This window comes from Sphingomonas sp. S2-65 (assembly GCF_021513175.1).
GTDB lineage: Bacteria > Pseudomonadota > Alphaproteobacteria > Sphingomonadales > Sphingomonadaceae > Sphingomonas.
The window spans coordinates 770,632-785,097 of record NZ_CP090953.1; the positions used below are offsets into that span (position 1 = coordinate 770,632).

Sequence of the window (14,466 nt, forward strand, 5' to 3'; positions counted from 1 at the left end):
GCCTCGACTTGAAGGTTCGCGCCGTCCATCGGCATTCATGACGCGACAGGCAAGGGCAAAGCGGATGACGGCAAGGCTGGAAGCGGGCGAGCGGAGCCTGCTGGTGCTGGGGGGCGCGCGATCGGGCAAGAGCCGGCATGCCCAGGCGATCGCCGAAGGATCTGGCGGCGAGCTGGTGTTCGTCGCGACGGCGCAGGCGTTCGACGACGAGATGCGCGAGCGGATCGCCCGGCACCAGGCCGACCGCGACGGACGGTGGCGGACGATCGAGGCGCCGATCGCGCTGGCCGAGGCGATCGAGGCATCCGGAGACGCCGTGGTGCTGGTCGACTGCCTGACGCTGTGGACGTCGAACCTGCTGCTGGCGGAGGCCGATTGGGAAGCGGCGCTTGCCGGGCTGGCGCGCGCCATCGCGGCGCGGCGCGCGCCGCTGGTGCTGGTGGCCAATGAAGTCGGGCTGGGAATCGTGCCCGACAATGCCCTGGCGCGGCGGTTTCGCGACATGGCGGGGATCGTCAACCAGCGCGTCGCCGCGGCGGCGGACCGCGTCCACTTCCTCGCCGCGGGGCTGCCGCTGGTCCTGAAATAAGGGGAGCGCGCCACCACCGGCGGCGCGCTCCGACCGCTCAGCAGAGGACTTCGTCGCCGAGATGGCGCCAGGCCACGACCTGCTGCTGCTGCTCGCCCAGACCGGCGATGCCGAGGCGCATCGTGTCACCCGGCTTGAGGAAGATCGACGCCGGCTTCTTGCCCTCGCCCACGCCGGGAGGCGTGCCGGTGATGAGCAGATCGCCCGGATAGAGCGTCATATACTGGCTGACATAGGCGATGATCTGACGCACGTTGAAGATCATCGTGCGGGTGTTGCCGGTCTGCATCCGCTCGCCATTGACGTCGAGGAACATGGCGAGATCCTGGCAATCGGCGATCTCGTCGCGAGTGACCAGCCACGGGCCGACCGGGCAGAAGGTGTCGTGGCCCTTGCCCTTCGACCATTGGCTGCCGCGCTGCTTCTGGTTGAAGCGCTCCGAGACGTCGTTGGCGATGGTGAAGCCGGCGACGTGATCGAGCGCATCGGCTTCCTCGACATAGCGCGCGGTCTTGCCGATGATCACGCCGAGCTCGACTTCCCAATCGCTGTGGGTGGAATCGCGCGGGATCATCACTTCGTCGTTCGGGCCGGTGAGGCTGGACAGCGCCTTCATGAACATGACTGGCTCGGTCGGGATCGGCAGGTTGGATTCGATCGCATGATCCTCATAATTGAGGCCGATCGCGACGATCTTGCCGATGCCGCGCACGGGCACGCCGAGGCGAGTGCCGGCATCGACCACCGGCAGGCTCGACGGATCGACTGCGGCGAGGCCGGCGATCGCATCGACGGTGATGTCCTGGACATGCGCCGACACGTCGCGGATGCTTCCATCGGTGTGGACCAGGCCGGGCTTTTCCTGGCCGCGGGGGCCGTAGCGGCAGAGTTTCATACGTGCGGGTTCTCTCTGTACGGTTGGATCGCATGCCGCGATCGGGTTCGACGCCGGACGGGCTTGTAGACGGACAAAGCGTGCAACGCCACGCGCTTGCCGCGCGCCCCGCGCGATGCCAAGAGCGCAGCCGCGCCGAAAGGGCGCGGCACGCTTTTGACGAGGTGGACGCGATGGTCTCCTGCCCCTGCGACAGTCCGGCCCGATGAGCGAGCGCCGCCAGGTCGCGCTGTTCGTCACGTGCCTGGTCGACACGATGCGCCCGCGGGTGGGCTTTGCCGCGATCGATGCGCTGGAGGCGGCGGGGTGCGACGTGGCGGTGCCGCGGGCGCAGACCTGTTGCGGGCAGCCCGCGCTCAATTCGGGCGACCGGCGGGATGCCGAAGCACTGGCCCGCGCGACGATCGAGGCGCTGGAGGGCTATCCCTTCGTCGTCGTCCCCAGCGGCTCCTGCGCCGGGACGATCCGCGTGCATTATCCCGAAATCCTTGCGCACGATCCGATCTGGAGCCCGCGCGCGGCAGCGCTGGCGGCGCGGACCTGGGAGATCCTGGCATTCCTGGACCAGGTCTGCGGATGGCGGCCCGAGGGTGTGACCCTGCCAGTCAGCGCGACCTATCACGACAGCTGCGCGGGGCTGCGCGAATTGGGGATCAAGGCGCAACCGCGCCGGCTGCTCGGCGCAATCGAGGGACTGCGGCTGACGCCGCTGGGGGGCGAGGAAACCTGTTGCGGGTTCGGCGGCACCTTCTGCGTGAAATACCCCGCAATCTCCAACGCGATCACGGACGAGAAGGCCGCCGCGATCGAGGCGAGCGGCGCCGAATTGCTGCTGGCGGGCGACCTGGGCTGCCTGATGAACATGGCGGGCAAGCTCCACCGGCGCGGATCGGCGGTGCGGGCGATGCACACCGTCGAAGTGCTAGCCGGCATGGGCGACGGGCCGGCGATCGGCGAAGAGGCATGAGCGCCGGCTTCAAGGCGCGCGCCGCCGAGGCACTGGTCGATCCGCTGCTCAAGATCGCCGTCGAGCGCACCGCGGGCACCGCCGAGGCGAAGCGCGCGGCTTCGGTGGCGGCGTTCGACGCGTTCGGGGCGGCGCGGACCCGCGCGGCGGCGATCAAGGATCATGTGATCGCGCACCTTGGCCACTATCTCGAGCAGTTCGAGACCAATGCCATCGCCGCCGGCGCGCAGGTGCATTGGGCGGAGACCGCAGACGAGGCGTGCCGAATCGTCATCGACATCTGCCGCAAGGCAGGCGCGAAATCGGTGGCGCGATCCAAATCGATGCTGGGCGAGGAGATCGGCCTGCCCCACGCGCTGGCCGAGGCGGGGATCGAGCGGATCGAGACCGACCTGGCCGAGCACATCATCCAATTGGCCGGCGAGCGCCCCTCGCACATCGTGTGGCCGGCGATGCACAAGACGCGCGAGCAGGTTTCGGCGCTGTTCCGCGAACGCCATGCCGAACCACATGCCGAGGAGACGATCGCGGCGATGGCGGAGAGCGCGCGGCGGCATCTGCGCGCCGGGATGCTGGCTGCGGACGTGGGTATTTCCGGGGCGAACTTCCTGCTGGCCGATAGCGGCAGCGTCTGCACCGTCACCAATGAAGGCAATGCGGAGCTTTCGATCGTGCCGCCGCGCGTGCACATCGTCACGGCGGGGATCGAGAAGCTGGTGCCGTCGATGGATCATGCGGTGCACCTGCTGCGCCTGCTGGCGCGATCCGCGACGGGCGCGGCGCTGACGCAATATACGACCTTCTACACCGGGCCGAAGCGCGCCGAGGATCTGGACGGGCCCGAGGAGATGCACATCGTGCTGGTCGACAACGGCCGCACCAAGATGCGCGCCGAAGGGCTGGCCGAGATGCTCCGCTGCATCCGCTGCGGCGCCTGCATGAACCATTGCGTGGTGTTCCGGCAGATTGGCGGCCATGCCTATGGCGGCACCTATCCCGGGCCGATCGGCGCGGTGCTCACTCCGGCGCTGGACGGAATCGCCGCGTCGCGCGACTTGCCCCAGGCCTGCACGATGAACGGCAAATGCCAGGAGGTGTGCCCGGTCAACATCCCCCTCCCCACGCTGCTGCGCGGCTGGCGCGAGAAGAGCTGGCGCGAGGGGCTCGAGCCGGCCTCGACCCGAAGCGCCGTGCGGCTATGGGCCTGGGTGGCGCGGCGGCCCTGGCTGTACCGACTGAGTGCGCGCGTGGCGGTGCGCGGGATGCGGCTGTTCGGCGGCAGCTGGATCGCGGCACTGCCGCTGGCCGGCGGCTGGACGCAGCACCGGGACCTGCCCGCGCCGCAGGGCAAGACCTTCATGGAACAGATGCGAGAGCGGCAGCGGTGAGCGCGCGCGAAGCGATTCTGGCCCGGCTGGGACCGGCCGATGGCGATAGCGCCGCCGAAGCGCGCGCGCTGCTGGACCGGCCCGAGCGCCCGGCAGTGGACGCGGCGCGGCTGATCGAGACCTTTGCCGAGCAACTGGCGGCGCCCAGCGTCGCGGCGAGCCTGGACCGGGCTGCCTCGCCCCAGGAGCTGCCGGCGGCAGTGCGGCGCTATTTCGCTGCGATCCCCGGCCCCCCGCCGCTTTATGTGCCGCCCGAGCCGTGGCTGCTGGCGTTGGACTGGACAGGCGTTGCCCTCGATCCGGTGTGCGCAATCGATGGCGGGGCGGCGCTGGCGCTGGCGACCGCCGCAGTGGCCGAGACCGGATCGCTGGTGCTCGATACCGCGCCGGCCGCGCCGATGCTGCCCAATTTCCTGGCGCTGCATCATCTGGTGGTGGTCCGCGCCGAGACGCTGGTCGCGCATCTGGAGGATGTGCCCGCCCCCGCGCACTGGCCGCGCGCGCGCTATTGGGTGACCGGCGTTTCCGGGACGACCGACATCGAGGGACAATATGTGCGCGGCGCGCATGGCCCGCGCTTCCTCCACGTCATCCTGCTCGGCTGATCGGGCCGCCGTGGATCCCGCCCTTTGCTGCAAGGAACGCCGATGCCCGAACTGGTCCTGATCGACGCGGGGGGAACGATCGCCTCGGTTCCCGACGATTCGGGCGTCCTGATCGGCGGCAGCGGCGCGGCGCGGCTGCGCGACGTGCTGGCAGCGCCGCTGCGCGACGGCGTGGAGGAACGGCAGGCCTATGCCGGGCTGAGCGAGGACATGGGATTCGCCGATGCGATGCAAGTCGCGCGGATGATGGATGCCGCCGCGAGCGAGGGAGCCGCGGGCGTGGTGGTCACGCACGGCACCGACACGATGGAAGACGTGGCGTTCCTGACCGAGCTGTTCCACGGCGGCGCGGCGCCGATCCTGTTCACCGGCGCGCAGCGGCCCGCATCGCTGCCGGGCTGCGACGGGCCCGCCAATCTGCACGACGCCGTGCTGGTGGCGCGCGATCCGTCCGCGCGCGGGATCGGCACCGCGATCGTCTTTGGCGGGCGCATCCTGCCGGCCCGCAGCGCCCGCAAGCTGGACAGCAGCGGCCCCGAAGCCTTTGGCCCGCACGGCGCCGCGATCGGGCGAGTCGACGATCATGGCGTTCGGCTGACGGCCATGCCGCGGCGCGCGCCGACCTTCGCCCTCGCCGATCCCGAGCCGCGGGTGGAGATCGCCGCGCTGGGCCTCGGGAGCAGCGCGGCTTTGGTCGATGCGCTGGTCGGCGATGGCGTGCGGGGATTGGTGATCGAGGGGTTCGGCCGCGGCAACGTGCCGTCGCAGATCGTGCCCGCGATCGAGCGCGCCAAGGCCGCCGGAGTGCTGGTGGGGATCGCGACGCATTGCGTGGAGGGCGGCACTGCGCCGGCCTATCGATCGGGCGCGCGGCTGGCGGCGCTGGGTGCGGTGGGCGCGGAGGACCTGAGCGCCCGCAAGCTGCGGCTGCTGTTCGCGGTCGCGCTTTCGGGCGGGCGGAGCGCGGAGGAGGCTGAGCGGCTGGTGCGGGAGTGGCTGGCCTCGTAAGCGCCGCCGACGCTAGAATTCGATGCCGCGCTGCGCCTTGACGTTCTGCTCGCGGAACGGGTGCTTGACGAGCGTCATTTCGGTGACGAGATCGGCGGCGTCGATCAACGCTTGCGGCGCGTTGCGGCCGGTGACGATGACGTGCGTCCTCTCGGGCTTGGCGGCGAGCGCCTCCAGCACTTCGGCGACCGGCAGATAGTCGTAGCGCAGGATGATGTTGAGCTCGTCGGCGACGACCATGTCATAGGACGGATCGGCGATCATCCGCTTCACTTCTTCCCAGCCCTGGCGCGCCACCGCGACGTCGCGGGCGCGGTCCTGCGTGTCCCAAGTGAAGCCCTCCCCCATCGGCTTGAACTCGATCTGATCGGGGAAACGGTCGAACACCGCCTTTTCGCCGGTGGCCATCGCGCCCTTGACGAACTGGACGACGCCGATCTTCATGCCATGGCCGAGCGCGCGAACGACCATGCCGAGCGCGGCGGAGGTCTTGCCCTTGCCGGCGCCGGTGTGGACGATCACCAGCCCCTTCTCGACAGTCTTGGTCGCGAGCTTCTTCTCGTGCGCGGCCTGCACCTTCTTCATCTTGGCATTGTGTTCGTCGTCGCTGCGCGGCTTCATCGCGTCTCTCCGGCAATTTTGTTGCAGGCAGCATGCCCGCGCTGGATATTAGTTTCCACAGGGTTCACCGGACGCTTGCATCCTTGGGGCGCCTGCAGCGGCAATCAGATGTGGCGCTTCTCGAGCTTGCGGACCAGCGTGCGGCGGTGGAGGCCCAGGCGACGCGCGGCCTCGGAGATGTTGAAGTCGGTTTCGACGAGGACCTGATGGATATGCTCCCACTCCAGCGTCTTGATCGAGGTCGGCCGCGTGGTGATGTTCGCTTCCTCATCGCCCTTCACCTTGTCGAACGCAGCTTCGATGTCGTCGGTGTTGGCCGGCTTGGTAAGGTAGTTCGTCGCGCCCAGCTTGATCGCCTCGACCGCGGTGGCAATGCTGGCGAAGCCGGTCAGGACGACGATGCGGGTTTCTTCGTCCAGCTCGTGCAGCGTCTTGATGCATCCCAGGCCGGACGCGCCGCCCAGTCGCAGGTCGATGATCGCATGCGTGGGGCGCAGGCGTTCGGCAAGATCCGCCAGCCCGCTAGGACCGTCCAGCATCTCGACACGGTAGCCGCGCCGCTCGAACGAGCGTGCCAGCGTGCGGGCGAGCACTGCGTCGTCTTCGACGATCAACAGGCGGCGGTCGCTCATGCCTGGATCGCCAGCGCGGCGAGCGGCAGCCGTAGCGACACCTGCGCCCCGCGCCCGGGCCGGTTGCGCGCCTCCAGCATGCCCCCCAGCGTACGCAGGACGTTGTTGGTGAGGAACAGCCCCAGCCCGGCGCCGCGCCGCGACTTGGTGCTTTGATACGGCTGCCCGATCGCCGACAGGATGTGCGCGGGGAAACCGCGGCCATCGTCTTGGACTGTGAGGATCAGCATATCCTGGTCCAACGCAGCGGAAAGGAGGATGTTCGATGCGTCGGCCTCGGCGGCGTTATCGAGCAAGTTGAGCAGAGCCTGGCCCAAAGCCTTGTCGGAAACGATGGCGATGTCGCGTCCCAGCAGATCCTCGATGCGGATCCAGTCCCGCGCCGCCGCATTGGCGACGATGCCGCTCAGGAAACGGCGCAGCGTGGTGCGCTCGGGCGCGTGCCCGGTCACTTCGCCCGCCGCGAACAGGATGCCGGCGACGATCTCCTTGCAGCGTGCCACCTCGGCCTGCATCTCGGCCACTTCTTCGGCCAGCCGCGGATCGGCGCTGACCGCCGCTTCGGCGCGCCAGTCGCCCAACGCCACCGACAGCGAGGCGAGCGGTGTCCCCAGTTCATGCGCGGCGCCGCTGGCGAGCAGGCCGATGCGAACGACATGCTCCTCTTCCGCGGCCCGCTGGCGCAGCGTGGCGAGATAAGCGTCGCGGTGACGCAGGTTGCGCGTCACCCGGGTGACGAACAGCTCCAGCAGCACAGCGGCAAGCGTGTAGTTGAACCAAAGCGCCAGGATGTATGCGCGCGGCAGAGCGATGCGCAGCGCGGGCGGCAGGTCCAGCGGCGGCGCGTACAAGGCGAGCAGCCCCAGCGCGCCGCTGGTCAGCGCCACCAGCAACCAGCTTGACCACGCCTCCAGAAGCACCGCACCGAGCACCACCTGAAGCAGGTACAATGCGAGGAACGGATTGGTCGCGCCGCCGCTCAGATAAAGCTGCACCGACAGGCACGTCACGTCCATCACCAGCGTCGCCAGCAGGATCGTGTTGTTCACCGGCCCGCGCAGATAGGCCGTGAGTGCCAGCAGGTTGACCATCACCAGGACGAACAGAGTCAGCAGCATCGGCATCATCGGCAGCCGCACGCTGAGCAGCATGTGCACCGCCAGGATCGTGGCGAGCTGCCCGCCCACCGCCAGCCACCGCAGGTAACTGAGCAGCAGCAGGTTGCGGCGCGCGGCTTCGTCGCCTGCGAAAAGCGGCGTCATGCCGTCCTGCGGCGCGCGAGCACCGAGAGTATGACGATCAACGCGGCAAGCCCGAACCAAGTGAGCGCATAGACGAGATGGTTGTTGGTGAAGCGCACCACCGTCATGCCGCCCCGCGGCCACCCGTTCCCGGTTCGGTCAGAATCGATGAAGTAAGGCGCGGCGGCATCGATGCCCTGCCGCGCGGCGATCGCCTGGACGTCGCGCGAATACCAGCGGTTCTGCCCGGGATCGTTGCGGCGCAGGAAGCCGCCGCCCGGTTCGCTGGTCCGCAACAGCCCGGTGACGGTAACTGGTACATCAGCCGGCGGCGCGATCTTGCCGCGAAGATCGGCGGGAACGAAGCCGCGGTTGACCAGCACCGTCCAGCCCGCATCGGCACGCAGCGGGGTCATGAGCCAATAACCGCCGCCAAGGTCGGTCACCGCCTGGACATAGCTGTCCCGGTCACCCACGAAGCGCCCACGTATCTGAACGCGGGTATAAGCCGCGTCGGCGCCGACAGCGGGCCAGGCGGCTGGTCCGGGCGCCGCGACCGGCACGGCGGCAAGTCGCTGTTCGACCTGGGCAATCAGCGCCAGCTTCCAAGCGCGGCGCTCCATCTGCCATACGCCCAGGCCGGCAAGCACGAGGACCGCGACGAGCGCCAGCGTCCCGCCGACGAGGCGGCGGGCGCGCACCTTACATGCCGCCGGACATTCCCATGTCCGGCATCATGTTCTGGTTCATATGGTACATGACCCACAGCGTTCCGGCCAAGGCGATCACCAGGATGATCACCGTGAAGATCAACGCCATCAGCGTCCAGCCGCTCTCCGACTTCGAGTTCATGTGCAGGAAGTAGATCATGTGGACGACGATCTGGACGAGCGCGAGCGCCATGCAGATGCCGATCACTACCTGAACGTTCGCGATCCAGCCGCCCATGACGAGCGCGAACGGGATCGCGGTGAGCACCACCGAAAGAGCGAAGCCGGTCAGATAGCTGCGGCGCGTCCCGTGCGGCGCGCCGCCATGATCGTCGTGTCCATGGGCAGCGGCGCCATGGCTGGTGGCGTCGTGGGAAGGCGCGCTCATCGCAGCACTCCAAGAAGATAGACAAAGGTGAAGACGCCGATCCAGATCACGTCCAGGAAGTGCCAGAACAGCGACAGGCACTGCAAACGGCGCAGGTTCGCCGGCTCCAGCCCGCGGCGCGCGACCTGGACCATCAGCGTCACCAGCCAGATCAGGCCGAAGGTGACGTGCAATCCGTGGGTGCCAACCAGCGTGAAGAACGCCGACAGGAACGCCGAGCGCTGCGGCCCCGCCCCTTCGTGCAGCAGGTGCGAGAACTCGTAGAGTTCGATCGCCAGGAACGCGGCACCGAACAGGCCGGTCGCCGCCAGCCAGCCGAGAACGGCGGTCTTCCGCTTCTCGTCGCTGGAGATCATCGCGAAGCCATAGGTGATCGACGACAGCAGCAGCATGGCTGTGTTCACCGCCACCAGCTTGAGGTCGAACAGGTCCTTGGGCGTCGGGCCGCCGGCATAAGCCGAGCCATAGACGCCCCAGGATGCGAACAGCATCGCGAAGATGAGGCAGTCGCTCATCAGGTAGAGCCAGAAGCCCAGCATGGTGCTGGAGCCCGGCGGATGCTCGTGCGGATCGAGGTCCCAGAACGCAGGCGCTTCGGTTCCCGGCGGGGTGGTTGCGGTCATCGTCGTCGCCATGGTTCAGCCCCTCGCCAGCGCTTGCGTGCGCAGGCTCTCGACGCGGGTGACTTCCTCGGCCGGGATGTGGAAGTCCCGGTCATAGTTGAAGGTGTGGCCGATCGCGACCACCAGCAGTCCGACGAAAGCGAGTACCGCCAGCCACCAGATGTACCAGATCATCGCCAGTGCGATCACCGCGGACAGCCCGGCCAGGATCACGCCGGCGCCGGTGCCCTTGGGCATGTGGATGTCACGGAACCCTTCGGTGGGGCGCGACGCGTTGCGGTTCTTCATGTCGTACCAGGCATCGAGGTCGTGGATCACCGGTGTGAAGGCGAAGTTATACTCCGGCGGCGGAGACGACGTCGCCCATTCCAGGCTGCGGCCGTCCCACGGATCGCCGGTGAAGTCGCGCAGCTGCTCGCGGTTGCGGATGCTGACGAAGATCTGGATCAGGAAGGCGGCGATGCCGACCGCGATGATCGCCGCGCCGATGCCGGCGATGATGAACCAGATCTGGTAGGACGGATCGTCGAAGTGGCGCAGGCGGCGCGTGACGCCCATCAGGCCCAGCACATAGAGCGGCGCAAACGCCACCCAGAAGCCCACGACCCAGCACCAGAAGCTGACCAGCCCCCATTTCTTGTCCAGCTTGAAGCCGAACGCCTTGGGCCACCAGTAATTGATGCCCGCGAACATGCCGAACAGCACGCCGCCGATGATCACATTGTGGAAGTGGGCGATCAGGAACAGCGAGTTGTGGAGCACGAAATCGGCCGGCGGCACTGCAAGCAGCACGCCCGTCATGCCTCCGATGACGAAGGTGAGCATGAACGCGATCGACCACAGCATCGGCAGTTCGAAGCGGATCCGCCCCTTATACATGGTGAACAGCCAGTTGAAGATCTTCGCACCCGTCGGGATCGAGATGATCATCGTGGTGATGCCGAAGAAGCTGTTGACGCTGGCGCCCGAGCCCATCGTGAAGAAGTGGTGCAGCCAGACCAGATAGGCTAGGATGCAGATCACGATCAGCGCGTAGATCATCGAGGTGTAGCCGAACAGGCGCTTGCCCGAGAAGGTCGAGACGACTTCCGAGAAGATGCCGAAGGCCGGCAGGATCAGGATGTAGACCTCCGGGTGACCCCAGATCCAGATCATGTTCACGTACATCATGGGGTTTCCGCCACCGGTGTTCGTGAAGAAGTTGGTGCCGACATAGCGATCGAGGCTGAGCATCGCGAGCACGGCGGTGAGCACCGGGAAAGCGGCGACGATCAGCACGTTGGTGACGAGCGCCGACCAGGTGAACACCGGCATCTTCATCATGGTCATGCCCGGCGCGCGCATCTTGACGATGGTCGCGAGCAGGTTGACGCCCGACAGCAGGGTACCGACGCCGGCGACCTGCAATGCCCAGATGTAATAGTCGACACCGACATCGGGCGAGTAATCGAGCCCCGACAAGGGTGCCATCGCCAGCCAGCCGGTGCGGGCGAACTCACCCACGAACAGGCTGGCCATGACCACCGCCGCGCCGGCAGCAGTCATCCAGAAGCTGAAATTGTTGAGGAACGGGAAGCTGACGTCGCGTGCGCCGATCTGCAGCGGCACGACATAGTTCATCAGCCCCGTGACGAACGGCATTGCCACGAAGAAGATCATGATCACGCCGTGCGCGGTGAAGATCTGATCGAAATGGTGCGCGTTCAGATAGCCTTCGTTGGCACCGAACGCCATCGCCTGCTGAAGCCGCATCATGATTGCGTCGGCAAAACCGCGCAGCAGCATGACCAGGCCGAGCACCATGTACATGATGCCGATCTTCTTGTGGTCCACGCTGGTGAACCATTCCTTCCAGAGGTAGCCCCAGAGCTTGAAATAGGTCAACGCCGCCAGCAGCGCGGCCCCGCCGAGCGCGACCACGACGAAGGTGGCGAGCACGATCGGTTCGTGGATGGGGAAGCTCTCGAGCGTGAGCCGCCCGAAGATGGTCTTGATAAGGGTGTCGGACATTGTCTGGGTCTCAGCCTTGGGCGGCTCGCGCGGTGCCGGGCAGTGCCGGCAGCTCCAGGCGGGTCATGTTGCGGTTGCTGTCATTGCCGGGTTCGGTGTTACCGTGCGGCTGGCCATGCGGTGCCGTGGTGTGCGGGCTCGTACCCTTTTCGTTGGGATCCTTCAGCAGCGCGCCTTCCGGCTCGCCCGCACGCGGCGCACGGTCGTTGACGGGCGGATGGCTGCCGGGATGCTGGGCATCGTGCGACATGGTCGCGCCCATGCAGGTCTCGCCGGGGTGGACGCACAGCTGCACGACGCGGTCGAACAGGCCGGCCTCGACCGCTGAGAACCGCATTACGGGGACCTTCTCGCTCGGCTTTTCGAGCTTCAGATACTCGTCGCGCCGCAGCTGCAGTCCACTGCCGCGCACTCCGTCGACCCAGCGGGCGAACCCAGCCTCGTCGACCGAGTGTGTCGGGAAGTTCATGTACGAGAAGCCCGCGCCCGAATAATTGGCGCTCTTGCCCTCGAAGGTGCCGGTGCGGTTCAGCACGGCGTGGAGCTTCGTCTCCATGCCTGCCATCGTGTAGATCATGCCCGCCATCGCCGGCACGTAGAAGGTGTTCATCACCGACGACGAAGTCAGGCGGAAGCGGACCTGGCGGTTGGCCGGGACGACCAGCTCGTTGACAGTCGCGATCCCCTGCTCGGGGTAGATGAACAGCCACTTCCAGTCGAGCGAGACGACCTGCACCTCCAGCGGGCGCTGATCGGCAGGCACGGGCTTGCCCGGCGCGATGCGGCCGATCGGACGATAAGGATCCAGCGTGTGAGTCGCCACCCAGGTCAGCGCCCCCAGCGCGATGATGATCAGCAGCGGGGCGGACCAGATGATGAGCTCCAGGCCCGTGGAATGGTCCCAGTCGGGCAGATATTCGGCATCCTTGTTGGACGCGCGGTAGCGCCACGCGAACAGCACGGTCAGGATCATCACCGGAATGATGATCAACAGCATCAGGCCGGTGGACCATAGGATAAGGTCCGCCTGCTGGCGTGCGACATCGCCTGCCGGATTCATGACTACGGTATCGCAGCCGCCGAGGAGCAGGAGCGGAAGCGCCAGGAGCGGCGTCGATCGGAAAGGACGGGACATCACGGGCGCGAGCTAGGCCGGATTGTGCAGATGCGAAATAGGACAATTTGTCCTATCCCATCCCCGCGGCCCTGGCTCTACAGCCCTTCCCAAACGTTCGACATGTTGGAAACCTGAATCATGGCCGAGGCCGTAGCCCATTCTGCGTCATTAGAACGCGATGCCCGCAACGTGAACACGCGCGGGCACGACGACGTGCATCCCGGCCAGATCGCCATCGGCGTGATCATCGGGCGGACATCGGAGTTCTTCGACTTCTTTGTATATGCGCTTGCATCGGTGATCGTCTTCCCGGCGCTGGTGTTCCCCTATCTGGATCCGCTGGGCGGGACGATCATGTCGTTCGCGCTGTTTCCGCTGGCGTTCATCGCCAGGCCGATCGGCTCGCAGATCTTCATGGGCGTGGACCGGCGGCATGGCCGCGGTACGAAGCTGACCCTGGCGCTGTTCCTGCTCGGCACCTCGACGGTGGCGATCGCGTTTCTGCCTTCTTACGGCCAGGTCGGCACTGCCTCGGCGGTTCTGCTCGCGATCGGGCGGATCGGCCAGGGTCTTGCCTGGGGCGGAGCCTGGGACGGACTCGCGTCGCTTCTCGCGCTCAATGCGCCGCCCAAGCGTCGTGGCTGGTGGGCGATGGTCCCGCAGCTGGGCGCCCCGCTCGGCCTGCTGCTCGCCGCGGGCCTGTTCGCTTTCTTCCTCGGCACGCTCTCGCCCGAGGACTTCCTGTCCTGGGGCTGGCGCTATCCCTTCTTCGTTGCTTTCGCGGTGAACGTCGTGGCGCTGTTCGCCCGGCTGCGCATCGTCGTGACGCCGGAATATACCGAGCTGTTCAAGACGCGCGAGCTGACTCCCTCGCCCGTCGGGGCGACGCTCAAGGCGCAGTGGCGCAACATCGTCATCGGGGCCTTCGCACCGCTGGCCAGCTTCGCGCTGTTCCACATGATCACCGTTTTCCCGCTCTCCTGGGTTGCGGTGTTCACCGGTGAGAGCGTTACGCGCTTCCTGATGATCGAGATGGTCGGAGCCGTTGTCGGCGTGCTCGCGATCATCGCATCGGGCCTGCTGGCCGATCGCATAGGCCGCCGCTCGCTGCTCGGCTACACCGCCGCGGCGATCGCCGTGTTCTCCGGCTTCGCGCCGCAGCTGCTGAACGGCGGCCATGTGGGCGAGACGCTGTTCATGGTCGGTGGCTTCATTCTGCTGGGTCTGTCCTTCGGGCAGTCGTCGGGTGCGGTGACCAACAACTTCCCCAAAGGTGCCCGCTACACCGGCGCGGCGTTGACGTCGGATCTTGCCTGGCTGTTCGGCGCGGGGTTCGCTCCGCTTGCAGCGCTGCTCCTGGCCGAGCATTTCGGGTTGATCGCGGCGGGCGCCTATCTGCTGTCGGGCGCCGTCGCGACGCTCATCGCACTGGGCTTGAACAAGGAACTGGCGCGCCGGCTCGATTGAGGGTTCCGCTATTTTGGTCCTGCAAAAGGGCTGGCAACTTGGCGTTGCCAGCCCTTTTCTTTGGCAACGAAAGCGCGGCGTCTAACAGGTCCGAATGTTGCGCAATCCCTATACGTATTTGTACGATCGCTTCTTTTCGAAACAAGATTGCGGCTAATCCGGGTGCAATAACGCCGATGCGGACGTCCTCGCCAATCTACAAACC

The 14,466-nt window shown here is 66.9% G+C and carries 15 protein-coding genes; 6 read left to right on the forward strand and 9 right to left on the reverse strand.

The annotated features are described in order from the left end of the window. Positions 1-64 precede the first annotated feature (64 nt). Positions 65-589, forward strand: coding sequence for a bifunctional adenosylcobinamide kinase/adenosylcobinamide-phosphate guanylyltransferase (gene cobU / locus LZ586_RS03700; RefSeq protein WP_235078337.1), 525 nt, complete (start codon positions 65-67; stop codon positions 587-589). A 37-nt stretch (positions 590-626) separates the two neighbouring features. Here cobU and LZ586_RS03705 read toward each other — a convergent pair whose 3' ends face one another. Next, on the reverse strand, positions 627-1,484 hold the full coding sequence (locus tag LZ586_RS03705; protein WP_235078338.1) for a fumarylacetoacetate hydrolase family protein: 858 nt from the start codon (positions 1,482-1,484) through the stop codon (positions 627-629). A gap of 205 nt (positions 1,485-1,689) precedes the next feature. Between LZ586_RS03705 and LZ586_RS03710 the strand changes: the two genes are divergently transcribed. Genes LZ586_RS03710 through LZ586_RS03725 form a run of 4 tightly spaced genes read left to right on the forward strand, consistent with a single transcriptional unit; the run spans position 1,690 to position 5,452 of the window. Then, positions 1,690-2,451 (forward strand): (Fe-S)-binding protein, encoded by a 762-nt coding sequence (locus LZ586_RS03710; RefSeq protein ID WP_235078339.1) that lies wholly within the window; start codon positions 1,690-1,692, stop codon positions 2,449-2,451. Then, positions 2,448-3,839 carry a lactate utilization protein B gene (locus tag LZ586_RS03715; protein WP_235078340.1) on the forward strand — a complete coding sequence of 464 codons (1,392 nt, stop codon included), beginning with the start codon at positions 2,448-2,450 and terminating at the stop codon, positions 3,837-3,839. The genes LZ586_RS03710 and LZ586_RS03715 overlap by 4 nt, the downstream gene beginning before the upstream one ends. Then, on the forward strand, positions 3,836-4,444 hold the full coding sequence (locus LZ586_RS03720) for a LutC/YkgG family protein (RefSeq protein WP_235078341.1): 609 nt from the start codon (positions 3,836-3,838) through the stop codon (positions 4,442-4,444). The genes LZ586_RS03715 and LZ586_RS03720 overlap by 4 nt, the downstream gene beginning before the upstream one ends. A gap of 42 nt (positions 4,445-4,486) precedes the next feature. Then, a complete protein-coding gene (locus LZ586_RS03725) occupies positions 4,487-5,452 on the forward strand; it encodes an asparaginase (RefSeq protein ID WP_235078342.1) in 966 nt (321 codons plus the stop codon). Between the two features lie 12 nt (positions 5,453-5,464). Here the strand turns inward: LZ586_RS03725 and cobO are convergent, their stop codons facing one another. The 8 genes from cobO to cyoA form a co-directional block, all read right to left on the reverse strand. Continuing rightward, positions 5,465-6,073 carry a cob(I)yrinic acid a,c-diamide adenosyltransferase gene (cobO, locus tag LZ586_RS03730; protein ID WP_235078343.1) on the reverse strand — a complete coding sequence of 203 codons (609 nt, stop codon included), beginning with the start codon at positions 6,071-6,073 and terminating at the stop codon, positions 5,465-5,467. A 104-nt stretch (positions 6,074-6,177) separates the two neighbouring features. Then, positions 6,178-6,705: a response regulator transcription factor gene (locus LZ586_RS03735; protein WP_235078344.1), complete on the reverse strand. Its 528-nt coding sequence runs from the start codon at positions 6,703-6,705 to the stop codon at positions 6,178-6,180. Further along, positions 6,702-7,967: an ATP-binding protein gene (locus tag LZ586_RS03740; protein WP_235078345.1), complete on the reverse strand. Its 1,266-nt coding sequence runs from the start codon at positions 7,965-7,967 to the stop codon at positions 6,702-6,704. The genes LZ586_RS03735 and LZ586_RS03740 overlap by 4 nt, the downstream gene beginning before the upstream one ends. Continuing rightward, positions 7,964-8,647, reverse strand: coding sequence for an SURF1 family protein (locus tag LZ586_RS03745; RefSeq protein WP_235078346.1), 684 nt, complete (start codon positions 8,645-8,647; stop codon positions 7,964-7,966). The genes LZ586_RS03740 and LZ586_RS03745 overlap by 4 nt, the downstream gene beginning before the upstream one ends. 1 nt (position 8,648) lies before the next feature. Continuing rightward, on the reverse strand, positions 8,649-9,044 hold the full coding sequence (gene cyoD / locus LZ586_RS03750) for a cytochrome o ubiquinol oxidase subunit IV (protein WP_235078347.1): 396 nt from the start codon (positions 9,042-9,044) through the stop codon (positions 8,649-8,651). After that, the gene (gene cyoC / locus LZ586_RS03755) at positions 9,041-9,667 is read right to left on the reverse strand and encodes a cytochrome o ubiquinol oxidase subunit III (protein WP_235079726.1); all 627 of its coding nucleotides are present in this window, start codon (positions 9,665-9,667) and stop codon (positions 9,041-9,043) included. Before cyoC ends, cyoD begins: the two co-directional genes overlap by 4 nt. A 15-nt stretch (positions 9,668-9,682) precedes the next feature. Next, positions 9,683-11,677 (reverse strand): cytochrome o ubiquinol oxidase subunit I, encoded by a 1,995-nt coding sequence (gene cyoB / locus LZ586_RS03760; RefSeq protein WP_235078348.1) that lies wholly within the window; start codon positions 11,675-11,677, stop codon positions 9,683-9,685. 10 nt (positions 11,678-11,687) lie between these two features. Further along, a complete protein-coding gene (gene cyoA, locus LZ586_RS03765) occupies positions 11,688-12,812 on the reverse strand; it encodes a ubiquinol oxidase subunit II (protein ID WP_235079727.1) in 1,125 nt (374 codons plus the stop codon). A gap of 120 nt (positions 12,813-12,932) precedes the next feature. Here cyoA and LZ586_RS03770 point away from each other — a divergent pair, with 120 nt between their 5' ends. Next, positions 12,933-14,261 (forward strand): MFS transporter, encoded by a 1,329-nt coding sequence (locus LZ586_RS03770; protein WP_235078349.1) that lies wholly within the window; start codon positions 12,933-12,935, stop codon positions 14,259-14,261. The last annotated feature ends 205 nt before the right edge of the window (positions 14,262-14,466 follow it).

Coding starts and splice junctions, on each gene's coding strand:
- cobU (WP_235078337.1), top strand. CDS start 65: ATGACGGCAAGGCTGGAAGCGGGCGAGCGGAGCCTGCTGGTGCTGGGG.
- cobO (WP_235078343.1), bottom strand. CDS start 6,073: ATGAAGCCGCGCAGCGACGACGAACACAATGCCAAGATGAAGAAGGTG.
- LZ586_RS03735 (WP_235078344.1), bottom strand. CDS start 6,705: ATGAGCGACCGCCGCCTGTTGATCGTCGAAGACGACGCAGTGCTCGCC.
- cyoB (WP_235078348.1), bottom strand. CDS start 11,677: ATGTCCGACACCCTTATCAAGACCATCTTCGGGCGGCTCACGCTCGAG.
- LZ586_RS03770 (WP_235078349.1), top strand. CDS start 12,933: ATGGCCGAGGCCGTAGCCCATTCTGCGTCATTAGAACGCGATGCCCGC.
- cyoC (WP_235079726.1), bottom strand. CDS start 9,667: ATGACCGCAACCACCCCGCCGGGAACCGAAGCGCCTGCGTTCTGGGAC.
- LZ586_RS03740 (WP_235078345.1), bottom strand. CDS start 7,967: ATGACGCCGCTTTTCGCAGGCGACGAAGCCGCGCGCCGCAACCTGCTG.
- cyoA (WP_235079727.1), bottom strand. CDS start 12,812: ATGTCCCGTCCTTTCCGATCGACGCCGCTCCTGGCGCTTCCGCTCCTG.
- LZ586_RS03705 (WP_235078338.1), bottom strand. CDS start 1,484: ATGAAACTCTGCCGCTACGGCCCCCGCGGCCAGGAAAAGCCCGGCCTG.
- LZ586_RS03710 (WP_235078339.1), top strand. CDS start 1,690: ATGAGCGAGCGCCGCCAGGTCGCGCTGTTCGTCACGTGCCTGGTCGAC.
- LZ586_RS03725 (WP_235078342.1), top strand. CDS start 4,487: ATGCCCGAACTGGTCCTGATCGACGCGGGGGGAACGATCGCCTCGGTT.
- LZ586_RS03715 (WP_235078340.1), top strand. CDS start 2,448: ATGAGCGCCGGCTTCAAGGCGCGCGCCGCCGAGGCACTGGTCGATCCG.
- cyoD (WP_235078347.1), bottom strand. CDS start 9,044: ATGAGCGCGCCTTCCCACGACGCCACCAGCCATGGCGCCGCTGCCCAT.